Raw genomic sequence first — 16,073 nt, 5'->3', positions numbered from 1 at the left:
GATTGGTTTACCATTCGCCTCAAGACCCCTTGCGAGAAGGTGGCCCGCGCCCCGCGCCGGCCCAGCGTGCGACATGAGCACTACCACCGCCCACCGCTGATTCCGGCCGCGCCAGTTGGCAAGGCGCCCGCACGGCGTTGTTTCTGCACCATCTCTCGCCACCCCTTTATCCGAGCCTGTCCCGCAGTGGGCAGATCTCCCTTGCAGCCATCGCGCTGCAGCCAGCCCAGACCTCATTCTTGCCCATGATCAACATCACGCTCCCCGACGGCAGCCGCCGCGAATTCGAATCCCCCGTCTCGGTGATGCAGGTCGCCCAGTCGATCGGCGCCGGCCTGGCCAAGGCGACCATCGCCGGCCAGGTCGACGGCCAGCTGGTCGATGCCAGCGACGTCATCGACCACGATGCCAGCCTGCGCATCATCACCGCCAAGGACCCCGAAGGCGTGGAGATCATCCGCCACTCCTGCGCGCATCTAGTCGGGCATGCGGTCAAGCAGCTGTACCCGGAGGTCAAGATGGTGATCGGCCCGGTCATCGCCGAAGGCTTCTACTACGACATCTACAGCGAGCGCCCGTTCACGCCCGAAGACATGGCCGCGATCGAGCAGCGCATGCAGGAGCTGATCGCGCAGGACTACGAGGTGATCAAGAAGGTCACCCCGCGCGCCGAGGTGATCGAAGTGTTCACCCAGCGCGGCGAGGAGTACAAGCTGCGCCTGATCGAGGACATGTCCGCCGACATCACCGCGATGGGCCTGTACTACCACCAGGAATACGTGGACATGTGCCGCGGCCCGCACGTGCCAAACACGCGCTTCCTCAAGGCTTTCAAGCTGACCCGCATTTCCGGCGCCTACTGGCGCGGCGATGCCAAGAACGAGCAGCTGCAGCGCATCTACGGCACCGCCTGGGCCGACAAGAAACAGCTGGACGCCTATATCCTGCGCATGGAAGAAGCCGACAAGCGCGACCATCGCCGCATCGGCAAGCAGCAGGACCTGTTCCATCTGCAGGAAGAGGCGCCTGGCCTGGTGTTCTGGCATCCCAAGGGCTGGTCGCTGTGGCAGGTGGTCGAGCAATACATGCGCAAGGTCTATCGCGACAGCGGCTACGGCGAGGTGCGCTGCCCGCAGATCCTGGACGTGTCGCTGTGGCAGAAATCCGGCCACTGGGACAACTACCAGGACGCGATGTTCTTCACCGAGTCGGAGAAGCGCACTTATGCGGTCAAGCCGATGAATTGCCCGGGTCACGTGCAGGTGTTCAACCAGGGCCTGCACAGCTACCGCGACCTGCCGATCCGCTACGGCGAGTTCGGCGCCTGCCACCGCAACGAGCCCTCCGGCGCGCTGCATGGCATCCTGCGCGTGCGCGGCTTCACCCAAGACGACGGGCATGTGTTCTGCCTGGAATCGCAGATCGAAGCCGAAGTCACCGCCTTCCATCAACAGGCACTGGCGGTCTACACCGCGTTCGGCTTCGACGACATCGAGATCAAGATCGCGCTGCGCCCGGAAAAGCGCCTGGGCGACGACGTCACCTGGGACAAGGCCGAAGCCGCGCTGCGCAGCGCGCTGGGCGTATGCGGGGTGGAGTGGCAGGAGCTGCCGGGCGAGGGTGCCTTCTACGGCCCCAAGATCGAGTACCACCTCAAGGACGCCATCGGCCGCACCTGGCAACTGGGCACCATGCAGGTCGATTTTATGATGCCCGGCCGCCTCGGTGCCGAGTATGTGGACGAGCACAGCCAGAAAAAGCATCCGGTCATGCTGCACCGGGCGATCGTCGGTTCGATGGAGCGTTTCATCGGCATTTTGATCGAACACCACGCCGGCGCCTTCCCCGCCTGGCTCGCCCCGGTCCAGGTCGTTGTCGCAAATATCACCGATGCCCAGGCAGACTATGTCGACTCGGTTCGGAAAACCCTTGCAAATCAAGGCTTCCGTGTGAACGCCGATTTGCGTAACGAGAAGATCGGATATAAGATTCGCGAGCATACGCTGCAACGCGTGCCTTATCTCCTCGTCGTCGGTGACCGCGAGAAGGAAAACGGCGCCGTCGCCGTGCGGACACGTTCGGGAGAGGACCTCGGGACCATGACGGTCTCGGCCTTCATCGAGCGTCTGCAGGCAGAGCAGGCAGCGTGAGCCAACCCCGGCCGGTCTGGATGATCCGGATGCGCCGGTTCGATTCCCCTGGGAGATTGCAATATCAGTACCCCTGACAACAAACAGAACCGCAAGAACCAAGAAATCCGTGTGCCGCGCGTCCGCGTGATCGGCAGTGACGGTGAGATGGTCGGCGTGTTGTCGCGCGACGAAGCGCTCGCCAAGGCCGAGGAAGAAGGCCTGGATCTGGTCGAAATCCAGCCGCAGGCCGATCCGCCGGTCTGCAAGATCATGGATTTCGGCAAGTTCAAGTTCGAGCAGCAGAAAAAGGCCAACGAGGCTAAGAAGAAGACCAAGCAGGTCGAGATCAAGGAACTCAAGTTCCGTCCGGTCACGGACGAGGGCGACTACCAGATCAAGCTGCGCAACATGCGCCGCTTCCTGGAAGAGGGCGACAAGGTCAAGGTCAACATCCGCTTCCGTGGCCGTGAAATGAGCCACCAGGAGCTGGGGCGCGAAATGGCTTCCCGGATCGAGGCCGACCTGGGCGAAGACATCGTCATCGAGTCGCGCCCGCGCCTGGAAGGGCGCCAGATGGTCATGATGATCGCGCCGAAGAAGAAGATCTGATCCCGCGCTGAGACGGGCCCCGGTAGGGTCCGTCCGGCCGGCGACAGCCTCCATTTGCAAGAATTCCCGGCAACGGGCATACTGCGCGGCCCGGTTTTGCCGGGACGCCGCGCAAGCGGTACAGGACCTGTCCGGATCGTGTTCGATCAAGGACTTACAAGCAGGCAAGGGCATGGATGGAAAGCGTGGTCGCAAGACTGCCGCCCGGGTCAGTGACAAAACACCATCAAGGACATTGCAATGCCCAAGATCAAGACCAACCGGGCGGCGGCCAAGCGTTTCCGCAAGACCGCCTCCGGCAAGTACAAGTGCGGCCACGCAAACCGTAGCCATATCCTCACGAAGAAAGCGACCAAGCGGAAGCGCAACCTGCGGCAGACGAACCACGTCCGCGCCGAGGATGCAGGCCGTCTCGATCGTATGCTTCCCTATCTCTGAGGACTGAACCATGGCACGAGTAAAGCGTGGTGTGCAGGCGCGCCGCCGCCACAAGAAAATTCTGACCCTGGCGAAGGGCTACTACAATGCCCGTCGCAAGGTTTTCCGCGTCGCCAAGCAGGCGGTCATCAAGGCGCAGCAGTACGCCTATATCGGCCGCAAGCAGAAGAAGCGCGTCTTCCGTTCGTTGTGGATCACCCGCATCAATGCGGCTGCCCGCATCAATGGCCTGAGCTACAGCCGTTTCATGAACGGCCTGCTGAAGGCGGGTATCACCCTGGACCGCAAGGTGCTGGCCGATATCGCCGTGCACGATGCCGCCGGCTTTGCCGCGCTGGCTGAGAAGGCCAAGGGCGCGCTGGCGGCATAGGTGCGAGTCCCTCGCAAGAGCCCGCACATCGTTAGTGCGAGTCCTTCGCAAGAGCCCGCACATCCATGTGCGGACTTTTGACGGGATAGTTCCTCGTAGGGCTTGTACATTCACGTCCAAGCCTCTGACGAGGGCAAGCAGATATGCAGGGGGAAGGGCGCGAGTCCTTCCCCTTTTGCGTTTTTAGATGGCCGGCATTGCTGACTGGGTGCCGGGCAAGGCCAGATTTGAGTGGCAATGCGTTCCGGTGCATCCGGAAACACCGTTCGGTTGACGCAGTTGAGGCGCGAGTGCAATGAGTGAGATTCAATCCCTGACCGAGCGTGCGCTGGCCGATGTCGCCGCTGCGCAGACGCCGGACCAACTGGAAGCCTTGCGCGTCGCATTGCTGGGTAAGAGCGGCAGCATCACCGCCCAGCTCAAGCAGCTCGGCACGCTGCCGGCCGATCAGCGAAAGGCCGCTGGCGAAGCGATCAACCTGTCGCGCGATGCGCTGACCGCTGCGTTGTCCGAGCGCAAGCACACGCTGGAAAACGCCGCGCTGGACGCACGTCTGGCCGGGGAGCGGATCGATGTCACCTTGCCGGGGCGCCGCAGCGAACGCGGTGGATTGCACCCGGTCACGCGCACGCTCGAGCGCATCGTCGAGATCTTTGCGCGCCTGGGCTATGAGTTGTCCGATGGTCCGGAGATCGAGGACGACTGGCATAACTTCGAAGCCCTGAACTTTCCGCCGCACCATCCGGCGCGCGCGATGCACGACACGTTCTATTTCGGCGATGGCCGCCTGTTGCGCACGCATACCTCCGGCGTGCAGGTGCGCTACATGGATGCGCACAAACCGCCGCTGCGCATGATCGCGGCCGGCAAGGTGTATCGCTCCGATTCGGACCAGACCCATTCGCCGATGTTCCATCAGGTCGAAGGCCTGCTGGTGGACGAGCATTCCACCTTTGCCGACCTCAAGGGCACCTTGTCCGAGTTCGTGCGGGCGTTCTTCGAACGCGACTTCGAAATGCGCTTCCGCCCCAGCTATTTCCCGTTCGTGGAACCGGGCGCGGAAGTGGATATCGCCTGGCAGCAGCCGGACGGCAGCGCGCGCTGGCTGGAAGTGCTCGGCTGCGGCATGGTGCACCCGAACGTGCTGCGCAGCGTCGGCATCGACCCAGAGCGCTACACCGGCTTCGCGTTCGGCCTGGGCGTGGAGCGTTTTGCGATGCTGCGCTACGGCGTCAACGATCTGCGCGCGTTCTTTGAAAACGATGTGCGTTTTCTCAGGCAGTTTGCCTGACGGCGGGCAATCGGGAATGGGGAATAGGGAATCGCAACAGCCACGCGCTCTGCAGGTCCCATTCCGAAAGCCCGGCGCCCCTGCCTTTGCGATTCCCCATTCTCCATTCCTGATTCCCGGCTCCTCATGAAATTCTCTGAAAATTGGCTGCGCAGCCACGTTCCCATCCAGGCGAGCCGCGACGAGCTTGCCGCGACGCTGACGGCGATCGGTCTGGAGGTCGAAGAGGTCACGCCGTTGGGCGAGGCGCTGGGGCAGGTGGTGGTGGCGCGTATCGTCGAGGCGGTACGTCATCCGGAAGCCGACCGTCTGCAGGTCTGCAGCGTCGACGCAGGGCAGGGCGAGCTGCTGCAGATCGTGTGTGGCGCGCCCAATGCGCGTGCCGGTCTGGTGGCGCCGTTGGCGCTGGTCGGTGCGCAGATCGGTGCGCTGACCATCACCGCAGCCAAGCTGCGCGGGGTGGCGTCCAATGGCATGTTGTGCTCGGCCAAGGAGCTGGGTCTGGACAGCGACGCGTCCGGCCTGTTCGAGCTGCCGGACGATGCGCCAGTGGGGCAGGCGCTGGCCGAGTATCTGGGGCTGCCCGATGCCAGCATCGAGATCAAGCTGACGCCCAATCGCGCCGACTGCTTCAGCGTGCGCGGTATCGCCTTCGACGTGGCCGCAGCCTGCGCCAGCGAAGTGGTGGCCTTCGATGCCGGTGCGGTAGCGCCGGTGTCCACGCGCACGCTGGCGGTGGAATTGCATGCCGGCAACGCAGCGCCGCGCTATTGCGGGCGTGTGATCGAAGGCATCGACCCGGCCGCGAAAACGCCGGTGTGGCTGGCCGAGCGGCTGCGTCGCAGTGGCGTGCGTCCGGTCTCGCTGCTGGTGGATATCACCCAGTACGTGATGCTGGAGCTTGGCCAGCCGATGCATGCGTTCGACCTGGACACGCTGCAGGGGCCGATCGGCGTACGCCGTTCGCGCGGCGGCGAGCAGCTGGCGTTGCTGGATGGACGGCAGGTCACGCTGGACGACAGCTTCCTGACCATCACCGATGCCGATCGTCCGGTGGCATTGGCCGGCCTGATGGGTGGGCTGGACACGCGCGTCACCGAGACCACGCGCAACGTGTTCCTGGAGTCGGCGTACTTCGATCCGGCCGCGATCATGGGCCGTGGCCGCAAGCTCGGTCTGCATACCGATGCCGGCCATCGCTTCGAGCGTGGTGTGGATCCGGCATTGCCGCTGCAAGCGATCGAAGTGGCGACGCGGCTGGTGCTGGAGCTGGCCGGTGGGACGCCGGGCCCGGTGGTGCATGCGCAATTGCCGGAGCATCTGCCGCAGCCGGCGCGGATCCTGCTGCGGCGTGCGCGGATCGCGCGCGTACTCGGTATCCGGATCGACGATGCCGAGGTCGTGCGCATTTTGAGTGCGCTCGGCATGCAGCTCGAGGCGGTTGCCGAAGGCTGGCAGGTGATGGCGCCGAGCCGTCGCTTCGATATCGCCATCGAAGAGGATCTGATCGAAGAGCTGGCGCGTATCCACGGTTACGACCGCGTGCCGACCACGCTGCCGGGCGGCGCAAGCCGGATTGCGATGCCGAGCGAAACCCAGCTCGACGAACTCAGCGTGCGGCGCCAGCTGGTGGCGCGCGAGCTGCAGGAAACCATCAACTACGCCTTCGTCGACGCTACCTTGCTGGAGCGCTGGCAGCTGACCGACGGCCTGGTGCCGTTGGCCAATCCGCTCAGCGCCGAGCTCGCGATCATGCGTCCACGCCTGTTGCCGGGCCTGGTGGCGACGCTGGGCCGCAACGCCGCCCGCCAGGCTGGCCGCGTGCGCCTGTTCGAGCTGGGCAAGGTGTTCGCTGCCGCCTCCGAGGCTGGCGCTGCCCCGCAGGAGTCGCAGCATGTCGCCGCGGCCGTGTGTGGCGATGCCCTGGCGCTGCAGTGGGGCGAGCCGGCGCGCAAGGTGGACTTCCACGATCTGAAGGGCGACCTGATGGCGCTGGCCGCGGCCAGCGGCGCGGTGCTGGACTTCCAGCCCTCCGCCCAACCCTTCGGGCATCCGGGGCGCTCGGCCGACATCCATCGCGATGGCATTTGCATCGGCTGGATCGGGCAGGTGCATCCGCGCCTGGCCAAGGCGTTGGACATCGACGTGGATGTGATTGCGTTCGAGCTGCAACTGACCGCGTTGGTCCAACGCGCATTGCCGCGTGCCGGTGAACTGTCGCGGTTCCCTTCGGTGCGTCGCGATCTGGCTTTCCTGGTACCGGAAGAGGTCAGCTGGGCGGCGTTGTCAAGTAGCGTGCGCACCACCGTCGGGCCGTTGTTGCGCGAGGTGCAGCTGTTCGACCGCTATGTCGGGCAGGGGGTCGATCCAGGTTTCAAGAGTCTGGCTATGGGCTTGATTTTGCAGGATAACTCGCGCACTCTCACCGACCGGGACGTCGACGCAGTCGTTGCCGATGTGGTGGCCGTGATCGAGCGCGAGCACCGCGCCCGGATCCGGAGTTGAGGCGGTAACCAGGGGATTGGCATGGCATTGACGAAAGCGGAGATGGCCGAACGTCTGTTCGACGAGGTCGGTCTGAACAAGCGCGAGGCAAAGGAATTTGTCGACGCGTTCTTCGATGTGCTGCGCGATGCGCTGGAGCAGGGCCGTCAGGTGAAGCTGTCCGGTTTCGGCAACTTCGATCTGCGGCGCAAGAATCAACGGCCCGGTCGCAATCCCAAGACTGGTGAGGAAATTCCGATCTCGGCGCGCACGGTGGTGACTTTCCGTCCGGGCCAGAAGCTCAAGGAGCGGGTGGAGGCTTATGCTGGATCCGGGCAGTAATCGCGAACTACCGCCAATCCCGGCCAAGCGCTACTTCACCATCGGCGAAGTCAGCGAGCTGTGCGACGTCAAGCCGCATGTGCTGCGCTACTGGGAAACCGAGTTTCCGAGCCTGGAACCGGTCAAGCGGCGCGGCAACCGGCGCTACTACCAGCGCCACGATGTGCTGATGGTCCGCCAGATCCGCGGCCTGCTCTACGAGCAGGGCTATACCATCGGCGGCGCACGCCTGCGCCTGGAGGGCGATGGCGCCAAGAGCGAGTCGGCTCTGAGCAACCAGATCATCAAACAGGTGCGCATGGAACTGGAAGAGGTTCTGCAACTGCTGCGCCGCTAGGAAAACGCTTCACAAAGCCGCTATAATCGCAGGCCGCCCTCGTGGCGGATGCAACATCTTCGGGGTATAGCGCAGCCTGGTAGCGCACTAGTCTGGGGGACTAGTGGTCGTCGGTTCGAATCCGGCTACCCCGACCAAACACGGAGCCCATGTCTTCACGGACATGGGCTTTTTTGTTGCGTCGCAACATGCGTTTGGTAGCGTGTCATACGGATGACACGATATGCGTATCGGCATACTGCAGGGCAACATGGAACGGCTGCTCGAGCCCGTTTGACTGCGGTTCCGCTCGCATGGACCTGGATCACGGATTGTGGCTAAGTATCCGAAAATGCTCCGAATCATTAGTGCTGGATTAGTGCGTGGATCACGTTTTGTTAACGTCGCAACGACGAACTTGAATCAATAGGCCAACGCCGTCAAAAAAATGGCGAGCAGCGTCTTGCGATGCCTTGGTTCTATGCCATAGTGCACTGCAACACGTCACACCTGTCGTGATCCCGAGCGTCTTGGGATGAATTTCTCTGTCGTACGTTCTTGCTGGCGTGTTGGCCGGTCGAATGCTGCGCGAGGTCCTGTCCCACCCAACCGAGGCAGCCAGCCACACGCATGAAAAAACTGATCGGACGATTCTGCCAAGGCCTCAGCCTGGCGTTGATCTGCTCGATGGCACTGGGCGCATGCAGCACCGGTCCGAAGATGGCAGATTCCCTGCCGCTTCCGGATCCGCTCGCAATGTCCGCAGTGCAGCCGGAGTATCGACTCGCTCCAGGCGACCTGCTGTTGTTCAAGGTGTTCCAGGTCGACGATCTGGAGCGGCAGGTCCGCATCGATCAGAACGGCCACATCTCGCTGCCGCTGATCGGCGACGTCAAGGCGGCCGGTCTGGGCGTCGGCGAGCTGGAAAAGCTGGTGGCAGAACGCTACGCCGCCGGATACCTGCAGCAGCCGCAGGTGTCGGTGTTCGTGCAGGAGTCCAATGGTCGCCGGGTGACGGTGACCGGTGCGGTTGACGAGCCGGGTATCTATCCGGTGATCGGCGCCAACCTGACCCTGCAGCAGGCCATTGCGCAGGCCAAGGGTGTCAGCACGGTGGCCAGCCGCGGCAACGTCATCGTGTTCCGCACCGTCAACGGGCAAAAGATGATTGCCAGATTCGACCTGACCCAGATCGAGAAGGGGGCCAACCCGGACCCTGAGATCTACGGCGGCGACATCGTTGTGGTGTACCGCTCGGACGCACGCGTCTGGTTGCGCACCATGCTGGAACTGACCCCCCTTGTGATGGTGTGGCGCGCTTACCGATGAGTATGAATTCAGACAATCGTTCCTCCCCGTCTCATCGTCATGGGCATCTTGAGCTGGCCGACGTTGGCTTGCTCGACTACTGGCGCGCGCTGGTGTCGCAGCGCTGGTTGATCATCCTGATCACCGTCGCGGCCGTGGCGCTGGCCTTTGGCGTTACCCTGCTGATGCCGGAAAAATACCGCGCCACCAGCACACTGCAGATCGAGCGTGACTCGCTCAACGTGGTGAACGTCGACAATCTGATGCCGGTGGAGTCGCCGCAGGATCGCGATTTCTACCAGACCCAGTACCAGTTGTTGCAGAGCCGTTCGCTGGCCCGTGCGGTGATCCGCGAGGCCAGGCTCGATCAGGAGCCGGCGTTCAAGCAGCAGGTCGACGAAGCGCTGGAAAAGGCCGCTGCCAAGAATCCGGAAGCCGGCAAGTCGGTTGACTCGCGCCAGGCGATCATCGAGCGCAGCCTGACCGATACGCTGCTGGCCGGGCTGGTGGTCGAGCCGATCCTCAATTCGCGCTTGGTCTACGTCAATTATGATTCGCCGGACCCGGTGCTGGCTGCCAAGATCGCCAACACCTACACCAAGGTCTTCATCGTCAGCACCCAGGAACGCCGCATCAAGGCGTCTTCGTTCGCGACCAAGTTCCTGGCTGAGCGTCTGGAGCAGTTGCGCGACAAGGTGGAGGACTCGGAAAAGAATCTGGTCACCTATTCCACCGACGAGCAGATCGTGTCGGTGGGCGATGACAAGCCATCGCTTCCCGCCCAGAACCTGAGCGACCTCAATGCGATGCTGGCATCGGCGCAGGACACGCGCATCAAGGCTGAGGCAGCCTGGCGTCAGGTCAGCAGCGGCGACGCGATGTCGCTGCCGCAGGTGCTGAGCAACCCGCTGATCCAGAGCCTGCGTGGCGAGCAGATCCGCTTGAACACCGAATATCAGCAGAAGCTGTCGACCTTCAAGCCGGACTATCCGGAAATGCAGCGTCTGAAGGCGCAGATCGAAGAGTCGCGTCGCCAGATCAATGGCGAGGTCATCAATATCCGCCAGTCGCTCAAGGCGACGTACGACGCATCGGTGCATCAGGAGCAATTGCTCAACCAGCGCATCGCCGGATTGCGAAATGATGAGCTGGATCTGCAGGGTCGCAGCATCCGCTACAACATGCTCAAGCGCGACGTCGATACCAACCGCCAGCTCTACGATGCGCTCTTGCAGCGCTACAAGGAGATCGGTGTGGCGAGCAACGTCGGCGCCAACAACGTGACCATCATCGATACCGCAGACGTGCCTACGTCTAAGACTTCGCCGAAACTTAAATTGAACCTCGCTTTGGGCTTCATCTTTGGCGTATTTCTGGGCGTAGCTGTGGCTCTTGTGCGCTACTTCCTGCGTGGCACGGCAGCGCAGACGCGGTTGGACTGACATCGTCGTGTTGCACAACGGTGGTTAATTGAAGTGACAACTGATTCAGCGTGGAAAAGGTTGGATCCCGTATGTTTCGGGCTCCTTCGTTTGAAAGTTTGTCTCTGTTGAAACAAAGGGCTGTCGTGCGATCTGGGGTCGGTAGGTATTACCGCGGTGATCGCCCGGCGGAGATGATTGAAAGCTCGCGTGCGTTTCGTATGTTCCCCCGCATGCGCCGTATCGAGTTTGGAGGACATCCCCATGCTTTTGGCAGACTTGAGTAGCGCGACTTACACGACATCCTCGCCGCGATTGTTGTCCAAGTATTCGGCTGCAGCCGATCTGGTCCTGCGCGTCTTCGACCTCACCATGGTCGTGGTCTCCGGGCTGATCGCCTATCGCATTGTCTTCGGCTCCTGGGTGCCTGCGGCACCGTACCGGGTCGCCATCGCCACCACGCTGTTGTATTCGGTGATCTGCTTTGCGCTGTTCCCGCTGTTCCCGCTGTATCGCAGCTGGCGTGGCCGCGGGCTGTTGAGCGAGCTGATGGTGCTGGGCGGTGCATTCGGCGGCGTGTTTGCGCTGTTCGCGGTGCACGCACTGATCGTGCAGGTCGGCGAGCAGGTCTCGCGCGGCTGGATCGGCCTGTGGTTCGTCGGTGGCCTGGCCTCGCTGGTGGCAGCCCGCACGGTGCTGCGCGGCTTCCTGAATCACCTGCGCACCCAGGGTGTGGACGTGCAGCGGGTGGTGGTGGTGGGTCTGCGCCATCCGGTGATGAAGATCAATCACTACCTCAGCCGCAATCCCTGGGTCGGCATGAATCTGGTCGGCTACTTCCGCACGCCGTACGACATCGCCGTGACCGAGCAGCGTCAGTCGCTGCCGTGCCTGGGCGATCCGGACGCGCTGATCGAGTATCTGAAGGACAACCAGGTCGAGCAGGTGTGGATCTCGCTGCCGCTGGGCGAGCGTGATCACATCAAGCAGCTGCTGCAGCGTCTGGATCGCTACCCGATCAACGTCAAGCTGGTGCCGGATCTGTTCGACTTCGGTCTGTTGAACCAGTCCGGCGAGCAGATCGGCAATGTGCCGGTGATCAACCTGCGCCAGGGCGGTGTGGATCGTGACAACTACTTTGTGGTCGCCAAGGCGCTGCAGGACAAGATCCTGGCCGTGATCGCGCTGATGGGCCTGTGGCCGCTGATGGCAGCAATTGCGGTGGGTGTGAAGATGAGTTCGCCGGGTCCGGTGTTCTTCCGCCAGCGTCGTCATGGTCTGGGTGGTCGCGAGTTCTATATGTTCAAGTTCCGCTCGATGCGTGTGCATGACGACCATGGCACCACCATCCAGCAGGCGACCAAGAACGACACCCGCATCACCCGTTTTGGTGCGTTCCTGCGCCGCAGCAGCCTGGATGAGTTGCCGCAGATCTTCAACGTGCTCGGCGGCAGCATGTCGATCGTGGGTCCGCGTCCGCACGCGGCGCAACACAACACCCATTACGAAAAGCTGATCAATCACTACATGCAGCGCCATTACGTCAAGCCGGGCATCACCGGTTGGGCGCAGGTCAATGGATTCCGTGGCGAAACCCCGGAGCTGCGCACGATGAAGAAGCGCATCCAGTACGATCTGGACTACATCCGTCGCTGGTCGCTGTGGCTGGATATCCGCATCATCGTGCTGACCGCAGTGCGTGTGCTCGGACAGAAGACCGCGTACTGATGATGGCGGGGAGTGTGCGACCTGGCGCGCCGAGCGCCGCGGGCGGCTGCATCGCAGCCGCCCCTCTCAAGCAGGCGTCTGCATGCTGATCCGAATGAGCGAAGAGGCCCGCGTTCGCTGGCACAACCTGTTGATCGAACTGACCCTGCTGGTCGGCGTCGGTTACAACCTGGTGCTGGCGCTGATCAACGCGAATGTGTTCACCGTCCGTCCGGTGATCACCTACGCAGTCGAATTCCTGGTCTACGCCGCGTGTTTTCTGCTCGGCCTGGGCTCGATGAGCCGCAAGCGCATTGCATTGATCATCAGCGGCCTGGGGCTGATCGTCACCTTGATGTTCGTGCGCTTCCTGGTGAACTGGCAGATCGATCCGAAGTTCTTTCGCGACGCCCTGGTGGTCTTCGCTTTTGTGGTGCTTGGTTCGGCCTACACCGGATCGGTGCCCAAGTTGTTTGTGCGCATTACCATCATCGTGTCGTTGGTGGCGGCGTTCGAGTTGGCGATGCCCAGCGCCTACGGCGACCTGGTCAACCCGAAGAGCTTCTTCGTCAATGCGCGCGGCATGAGCGCGGAAGGGTTCTGGAACGAAGACAGCAACCTGTTCGTCAGCGCCACGCGGCCGGGCGAGCGCAACTTCCTGCCCGGCTCCAATCTTCCCCGCGCCTCTTCGATGTTCATCGAGCCGGTGACGATGGGCAACTACATCTGCTTCTTTACCGCGATCGTGCTGGTGTTCTGGCGCTGGATGCGGCCGGCGATGCTGGTTCTGTCGGTCGGCCTGATCGGTTTCATGATCGTGGCCTCCGACGGCCGACTTGCGGCGGGCACCTGCGTGCTGATGGTGCTGCTGTCGCCGTTGTTGAAACGCCTGGATCAACGACTGGCGTTCCTGATCTTTCTGATCGTGATCATGACCGCATGGTTGCTGGTGTGGATCACCGGGATCACGGCCTATCAGGACAACACGATGGGCCGAATCTTCTTCACCGTCAATTCGATGAATAACCTGTCCTTCAACTCGTGGATGGGCCTGGATTTTGCGCAGGCGTACCGTTACTTCGACAGCGGTATTGCCTACTTCATCGCATCGCAGTCGATCTTCGGCGTGCTCGCCTTCCTGCTGTCGTATTCGTTCCTGTTGTTGATGCCGAGCAAGGAAGGGCAGCTGTTCAAGAACCTGGCAATCTTTGCGTTCGCGCTGAGCTTGCTGGTATCTAACGGCTACTTCTCGATCAAGACATCGGCATTGTGGTGGTTCGTGTGCGGCTGCCTGTGGCACATGCGGCCGACCTGGTCTGCTGCAACCTATGCACAGCTGCCTACACAGGATCCGGCCGACGATAAGGCGCGATTGCCACTGCCCGCAGGAGGCGCGCGATGAGTATGGCGGCGACGCAGCCACCGCAGCCGGTCGTACCGGTCGCCGGCGTGCACGTCGCCACCGGCGGGCGCAGCCGCGACCCGCGCATCGATGCCGCCAAGGCCCTGGCGATTCTGCTGGTGGTGTTCTGCCACGCCAAGGGCGTGCCGCATGCGATGACGCTGTTTGCCTACAGCTTCCATGTGCCGCTGTTCTTCATGGTGTCCGGCTGGCTGGCATCCGGCTATGCGTCGCGGACCACCGGGTTGTCGCAGACGATCAGCAAGCAGGCGCGCAGCCTGCTGCTGCCATATGTGACGTTTTATCTGCTCGGTTACGCATACTGGTTGCTGACGCGCAATATCGGTGAGAAGGCAGCGCGATGGGGTAGCCATCCGTGGTGGGAGCCGATCGTGGCGATGTTTACCGGCATTGGCCCCGATCTGTATGTGCAGCCTCCGCTGTGGTTCCTGCCGGTAATGCTGGTGACAGTACTGGGCTACGTGGTGCTGCGCCGCTGGATGTCGCCGGTGGGGATCGCGGTGGCGTCGTTGATTCTGGCCTGGCTCTGGATGCGCTGGTTTCCGGGCCAGCAGTTGCGGCTTTTCTTCGGCCTGGACGTACTGCCGGTGTCGCTGTGCTTTTATGCACTGGGCGCCTTGTTGATCCACCTCTCCGCACGCCTGCCGACCTCCTTGCCGGTGAGCGCGCTGGCGACGGTGCTGCTGGCCTTGCCGGTGGCCTGGCTGGCCGATCGTAATGGTCGGATCGACGTCAACATGCTGGAGTTCGGCCGCAGCCATGCCGGGTTTGTGGTTAGCGCGGTACTTGGCTCATTGATGGTGATCTGTGCGGCACGGCTGGTGCAGGGCTGGGCATGGATACAGTGGATCGGCCGCAATACCTTGCTGATCCTGTGCACCCATATGCTGGTGTTCTTCGTGCTCTCCGGTGTCGCGGCGCTGGCTGGCGGATTCGGTGCCTCGCGCCCGGGCGTGGTATGGGCGTTGTTCGTGACAGTGTTTGCGCTGCTCGCGTGCGTGCCGCTGCGCTGGTTGCTGATGCGTTTTGCGCCGTGGACTTTGGGTGCCCGCCCGGTGGCGGCATGACCGGCGCTGCGGCATGACCACCGCATCGTATTCCAGCCCGGCCGGGCGGCGCGACCTGGGGGCCAAGGTCTCGCCAGCGCCTGCATTGACCCGTGATTGGCAGATCGATGCAGCAAAGGCGCTGGCCATCGTGCTGGTTGTGTTAGGGCATGCCAACGGCATGCCGGCGGCCTACAAGTTGTTCGCCTACAGTTTTCATGTCCCGCTGTTTTTCGTGCTGTCCGGCTGGGTCGGTGAGCGCTTTGGCCACCGCGCGATGACGCTGGAGACGACCAGGAAGTTGGCGCGCACGTTGCTGGTTCCCTATGTTGTGTTTTTCTTGGTGGCCTACGTCTGCTGGCTGCTGATGGGAGTGACCAGCCGCGCGGCGCATCCATCGCATGTCCTGCCGTGGTGGGATCCGTTCGTCGGTCTGTTCTGGGCCAACGGCACGCGCCTGTACGTGCTTCCGGCGTTGTGGTTCCTGCCGGCCTTGTTCGTCACCACGCTGGCCTATCTCGCCCTGCGCACGCGCCTGACGACGGCGGCGTTGGCTGCAGCCAGTCTGTTGCTTGCATTGGCATGGGCCGGCTGGTTTCCGTCATTGCACCTGCGGCTCCCGTTCGCGCTGGATGTATTGCCTGTCGCGCTGTTCTTCATCGCCGTGGGCGGATGGTTGTCGCGCCATGCCGATGCACTGCGGGCGCTTGGGGCCTCGGTGTGGGCGTTGGCACTGCCGGTGCTGGCGGCGGCGTGGTGGTGGCTGGCTGGATGGAACGGGCAGGTGGATGTGAACAATCTGCAGTTCGGACATTCCGCTGCAGTGTTCCTGCTGGTCAGCCTGCTGGGCACCGCGATGACCTTGTGTGTGGCCTACTTCGTTCGACAGTGGCGGTGGCTGCAGTGGATCGGTGGCAATACCTTGCTGATCCTGTGCACGCACACCTTGGTGTTTCTGGTGCTCACCAGTGTGGTGGCACGAACGGGTGTGATCGCACCCGGCACGATCGGCACGCCGGCCTGGGCAATGGGCCTGAGTGCGTTCGCTCTCGTTGCCAGTGTGCCGATGCGCGCCGTGCTGGTGCGCGTTGCGCCGTGGATGTTGGGATTGAAACGTAAATGACGAGCTTCCAGAATGATTGGCCGAGCATGCAGATATGTCTGCGTCGCTGGCACAGGAGATTGG

General features: G+C 62.7%; 14 protein-coding genes and 1 tRNA gene. All 15 read left to right on the top strand.

Going from position 1 to position 16,073, the window contains the following annotated elements; all coding sequences use genetic code 11:
• The first annotated feature begins 245 nt into the window (after positions 1-245).
• The 15 genes from thrS (at position 246) to LL972_RS11120 (ending at position 16,010) form a co-directional block, all read left to right on the top strand.
• Positions 246-2,150, top strand: a complete 1,905-nt coding sequence (thrS, locus tag LL972_RS11190) for a threonine--tRNA ligase (RefSeq protein WP_228327661.1) — start codon at positions 246-248, stop codon at positions 2,148-2,150.
• 48 nt (positions 2,151-2,198) lie between these two features.
• Positions 2,199-2,741 (top strand): translation initiation factor IF-3, encoded by a 543-nt coding sequence (gene infC, locus LL972_RS11185; protein WP_080639730.1) that lies wholly within the window; start codon positions 2,199-2,201, stop codon positions 2,739-2,741.
• Between the two features lie 240 nt (positions 2,742-2,981).
• Positions 2,982-3,179 carry a 50S ribosomal protein L35 gene (gene rpmI / locus LL972_RS11180; RefSeq protein WP_002811096.1) on the top strand — a complete coding sequence of 66 codons (198 nt, stop codon included), beginning with the start codon at positions 2,982-2,984 and terminating at the stop codon, positions 3,177-3,179.
• A 10-nt stretch (positions 3,180-3,189) separates the two neighbouring features.
• Positions 3,190-3,549 (top strand): 50S ribosomal protein L20, encoded by a 360-nt coding sequence (rplT, locus tag LL972_RS11175; protein ID WP_016903313.1) that lies wholly within the window; start codon positions 3,190-3,192, stop codon positions 3,547-3,549.
• Positions 3,550-3,844: 295 nt separating this feature from the next.
• Positions 3,845-4,840: a phenylalanine--tRNA ligase subunit alpha gene (gene pheS, locus LL972_RS11170; protein ID WP_228327660.1), complete on the top strand. Its 996-nt coding sequence runs from the start codon at positions 3,845-3,847 to the stop codon at positions 4,838-4,840.
• A gap of 126 nt (positions 4,841-4,966) precedes the next feature.
• A complete protein-coding gene (gene pheT / locus LL972_RS11165) occupies positions 4,967-7,345 on the top strand; it encodes a phenylalanine--tRNA ligase subunit beta (RefSeq protein WP_228327659.1) in 2,379 nt (792 codons plus the stop codon).
• A 21-nt stretch (positions 7,346-7,366) separates the two neighbouring features.
• Complete coding sequence (locus tag LL972_RS11160) at positions 7,367-7,666, top strand: integration host factor subunit alpha (RefSeq protein WP_002811076.1); 300 nt, start codon at positions 7,367-7,369, stop codon at positions 7,664-7,666.
• Positions 7,647-8,003, top strand: coding sequence for a MerR family transcriptional regulator (locus tag LL972_RS11155; protein WP_005995911.1), 357 nt, complete (start codon positions 7,647-7,649; stop codon positions 8,001-8,003). Before LL972_RS11160 ends, LL972_RS11155 begins: the two co-directional genes overlap by 20 nt.
• Positions 8,004-8,063: 60 nt before the next feature.
• Positions 8,064-8,140 (top strand) — tRNA-Pro (locus tag LL972_RS11150).
• A 472-nt stretch (positions 8,141-8,612) separates the two neighbouring features.
• Positions 8,613-9,311: a polysaccharide biosynthesis/export family protein gene (locus LL972_RS11145; protein ID WP_016903310.1), complete on the top strand. Its 699-nt coding sequence runs from the start codon at positions 8,613-8,615 to the stop codon at positions 9,309-9,311.
• Complete coding sequence (locus tag LL972_RS11140) at positions 9,293-10,732, top strand: GumC family protein (RefSeq protein WP_228327658.1); 1,440 nt, start codon at positions 9,293-9,295, stop codon at positions 10,730-10,732. The genes LL972_RS11145 and LL972_RS11140 overlap by 19 nt, the downstream gene beginning before the upstream one ends.
• 243 nt (positions 10,733-10,975) lie before the next feature.
• A complete protein-coding gene (locus LL972_RS11135; protein ID WP_228327657.1) occupies positions 10,976-12,439 on the top strand; it encodes an undecaprenyl-phosphate glucose phosphotransferase in 1,464 nt (487 codons plus the stop codon).
• Positions 12,440-12,533: 94 nt separating this feature from the next.
• Positions 12,534-13,820 (top strand): polysaccharide biosynthesis protein GumE, encoded by a 1,287-nt coding sequence (locus LL972_RS11130; protein WP_228327673.1) that lies wholly within the window; start codon positions 12,534-12,536, stop codon positions 13,818-13,820.
• Complete coding sequence (locus LL972_RS11125) at positions 13,817-14,908, top strand: acyltransferase family protein (RefSeq protein WP_228327656.1); 1,092 nt, start codon at positions 13,817-13,819, stop codon at positions 14,906-14,908. Before LL972_RS11130 ends, LL972_RS11125 begins: the two co-directional genes overlap by 4 nt.
• A 13-nt stretch (positions 14,909-14,921) precedes the next feature.
• Entirely contained in the window at positions 14,922-16,010 is a 1,089-nt protein-coding gene (locus LL972_RS11120; protein WP_228327655.1) for an acyltransferase family protein, read from the top strand.
• The last annotated feature ends 63 nt before the right edge of the window (positions 16,011-16,073 follow it).

The sequence above is a fragment of the Xanthomonas campestris pv. asclepiadis genome (assembly GCF_020784175.1).
Classification (GTDB): Bacteria; Pseudomonadota; Gammaproteobacteria; order Xanthomonadales; family Xanthomonadaceae; genus Xanthomonas; species Xanthomonas campestris_D.
Note: the sequence above shows the minus strand (reverse complement) of the source record. Positions and strands in the feature narration are given on the sequence as shown.

Coding starts and splice junctions, on each gene's coding strand:
- LL972_RS11120 (WP_228327655.1), top strand. CDS start 14,922: ATGACCACCGCATCGTATTCCAGCCCGGCCGGGCGGCGCGACCTGGGG.
- rpmI (WP_002811096.1), top strand. CDS start 2,982: ATGCCCAAGATCAAGACCAACCGGGCGGCGGCCAAGCGTTTCCGCAAG.
- pheT (WP_228327659.1), top strand. CDS start 4,967: ATGAAATTCTCTGAAAATTGGCTGCGCAGCCACGTTCCCATCCAGGCG.
- LL972_RS11125 (WP_228327656.1), top strand. CDS start 13,817: ATGAGTATGGCGGCGACGCAGCCACCGCAGCCGGTCGTACCGGTCGCC.
- LL972_RS11145 (WP_016903310.1), top strand. CDS start 8,613: ATGAAAAAACTGATCGGACGATTCTGCCAAGGCCTCAGCCTGGCGTTG.
- LL972_RS11160 (WP_002811076.1), top strand. CDS start 7,367: ATGGCATTGACGAAAGCGGAGATGGCCGAACGTCTGTTCGACGAGGTC.
- rplT (WP_016903313.1), top strand. CDS start 3,190: ATGGCACGAGTAAAGCGTGGTGTGCAGGCGCGCCGCCGCCACAAGAAA.
- LL972_RS11130 (WP_228327673.1), top strand. CDS start 12,534: ATGAGCGAAGAGGCCCGCGTTCGCTGGCACAACCTGTTGATCGAACTG.
- LL972_RS11155 (WP_005995911.1), top strand. CDS start 7,647: ATGCTGGATCCGGGCAGTAATCGCGAACTACCGCCAATCCCGGCCAAG.
- LL972_RS11135 (WP_228327657.1), top strand. CDS start 10,976: ATGCTTTTGGCAGACTTGAGTAGCGCGACTTACACGACATCCTCGCCG.
- pheS (WP_228327660.1), top strand. CDS start 3,845: ATGAGTGAGATTCAATCCCTGACCGAGCGTGCGCTGGCCGATGTCGCC.
- thrS (WP_228327661.1), top strand. CDS start 246: ATGATCAACATCACGCTCCCCGACGGCAGCCGCCGCGAATTCGAATCC.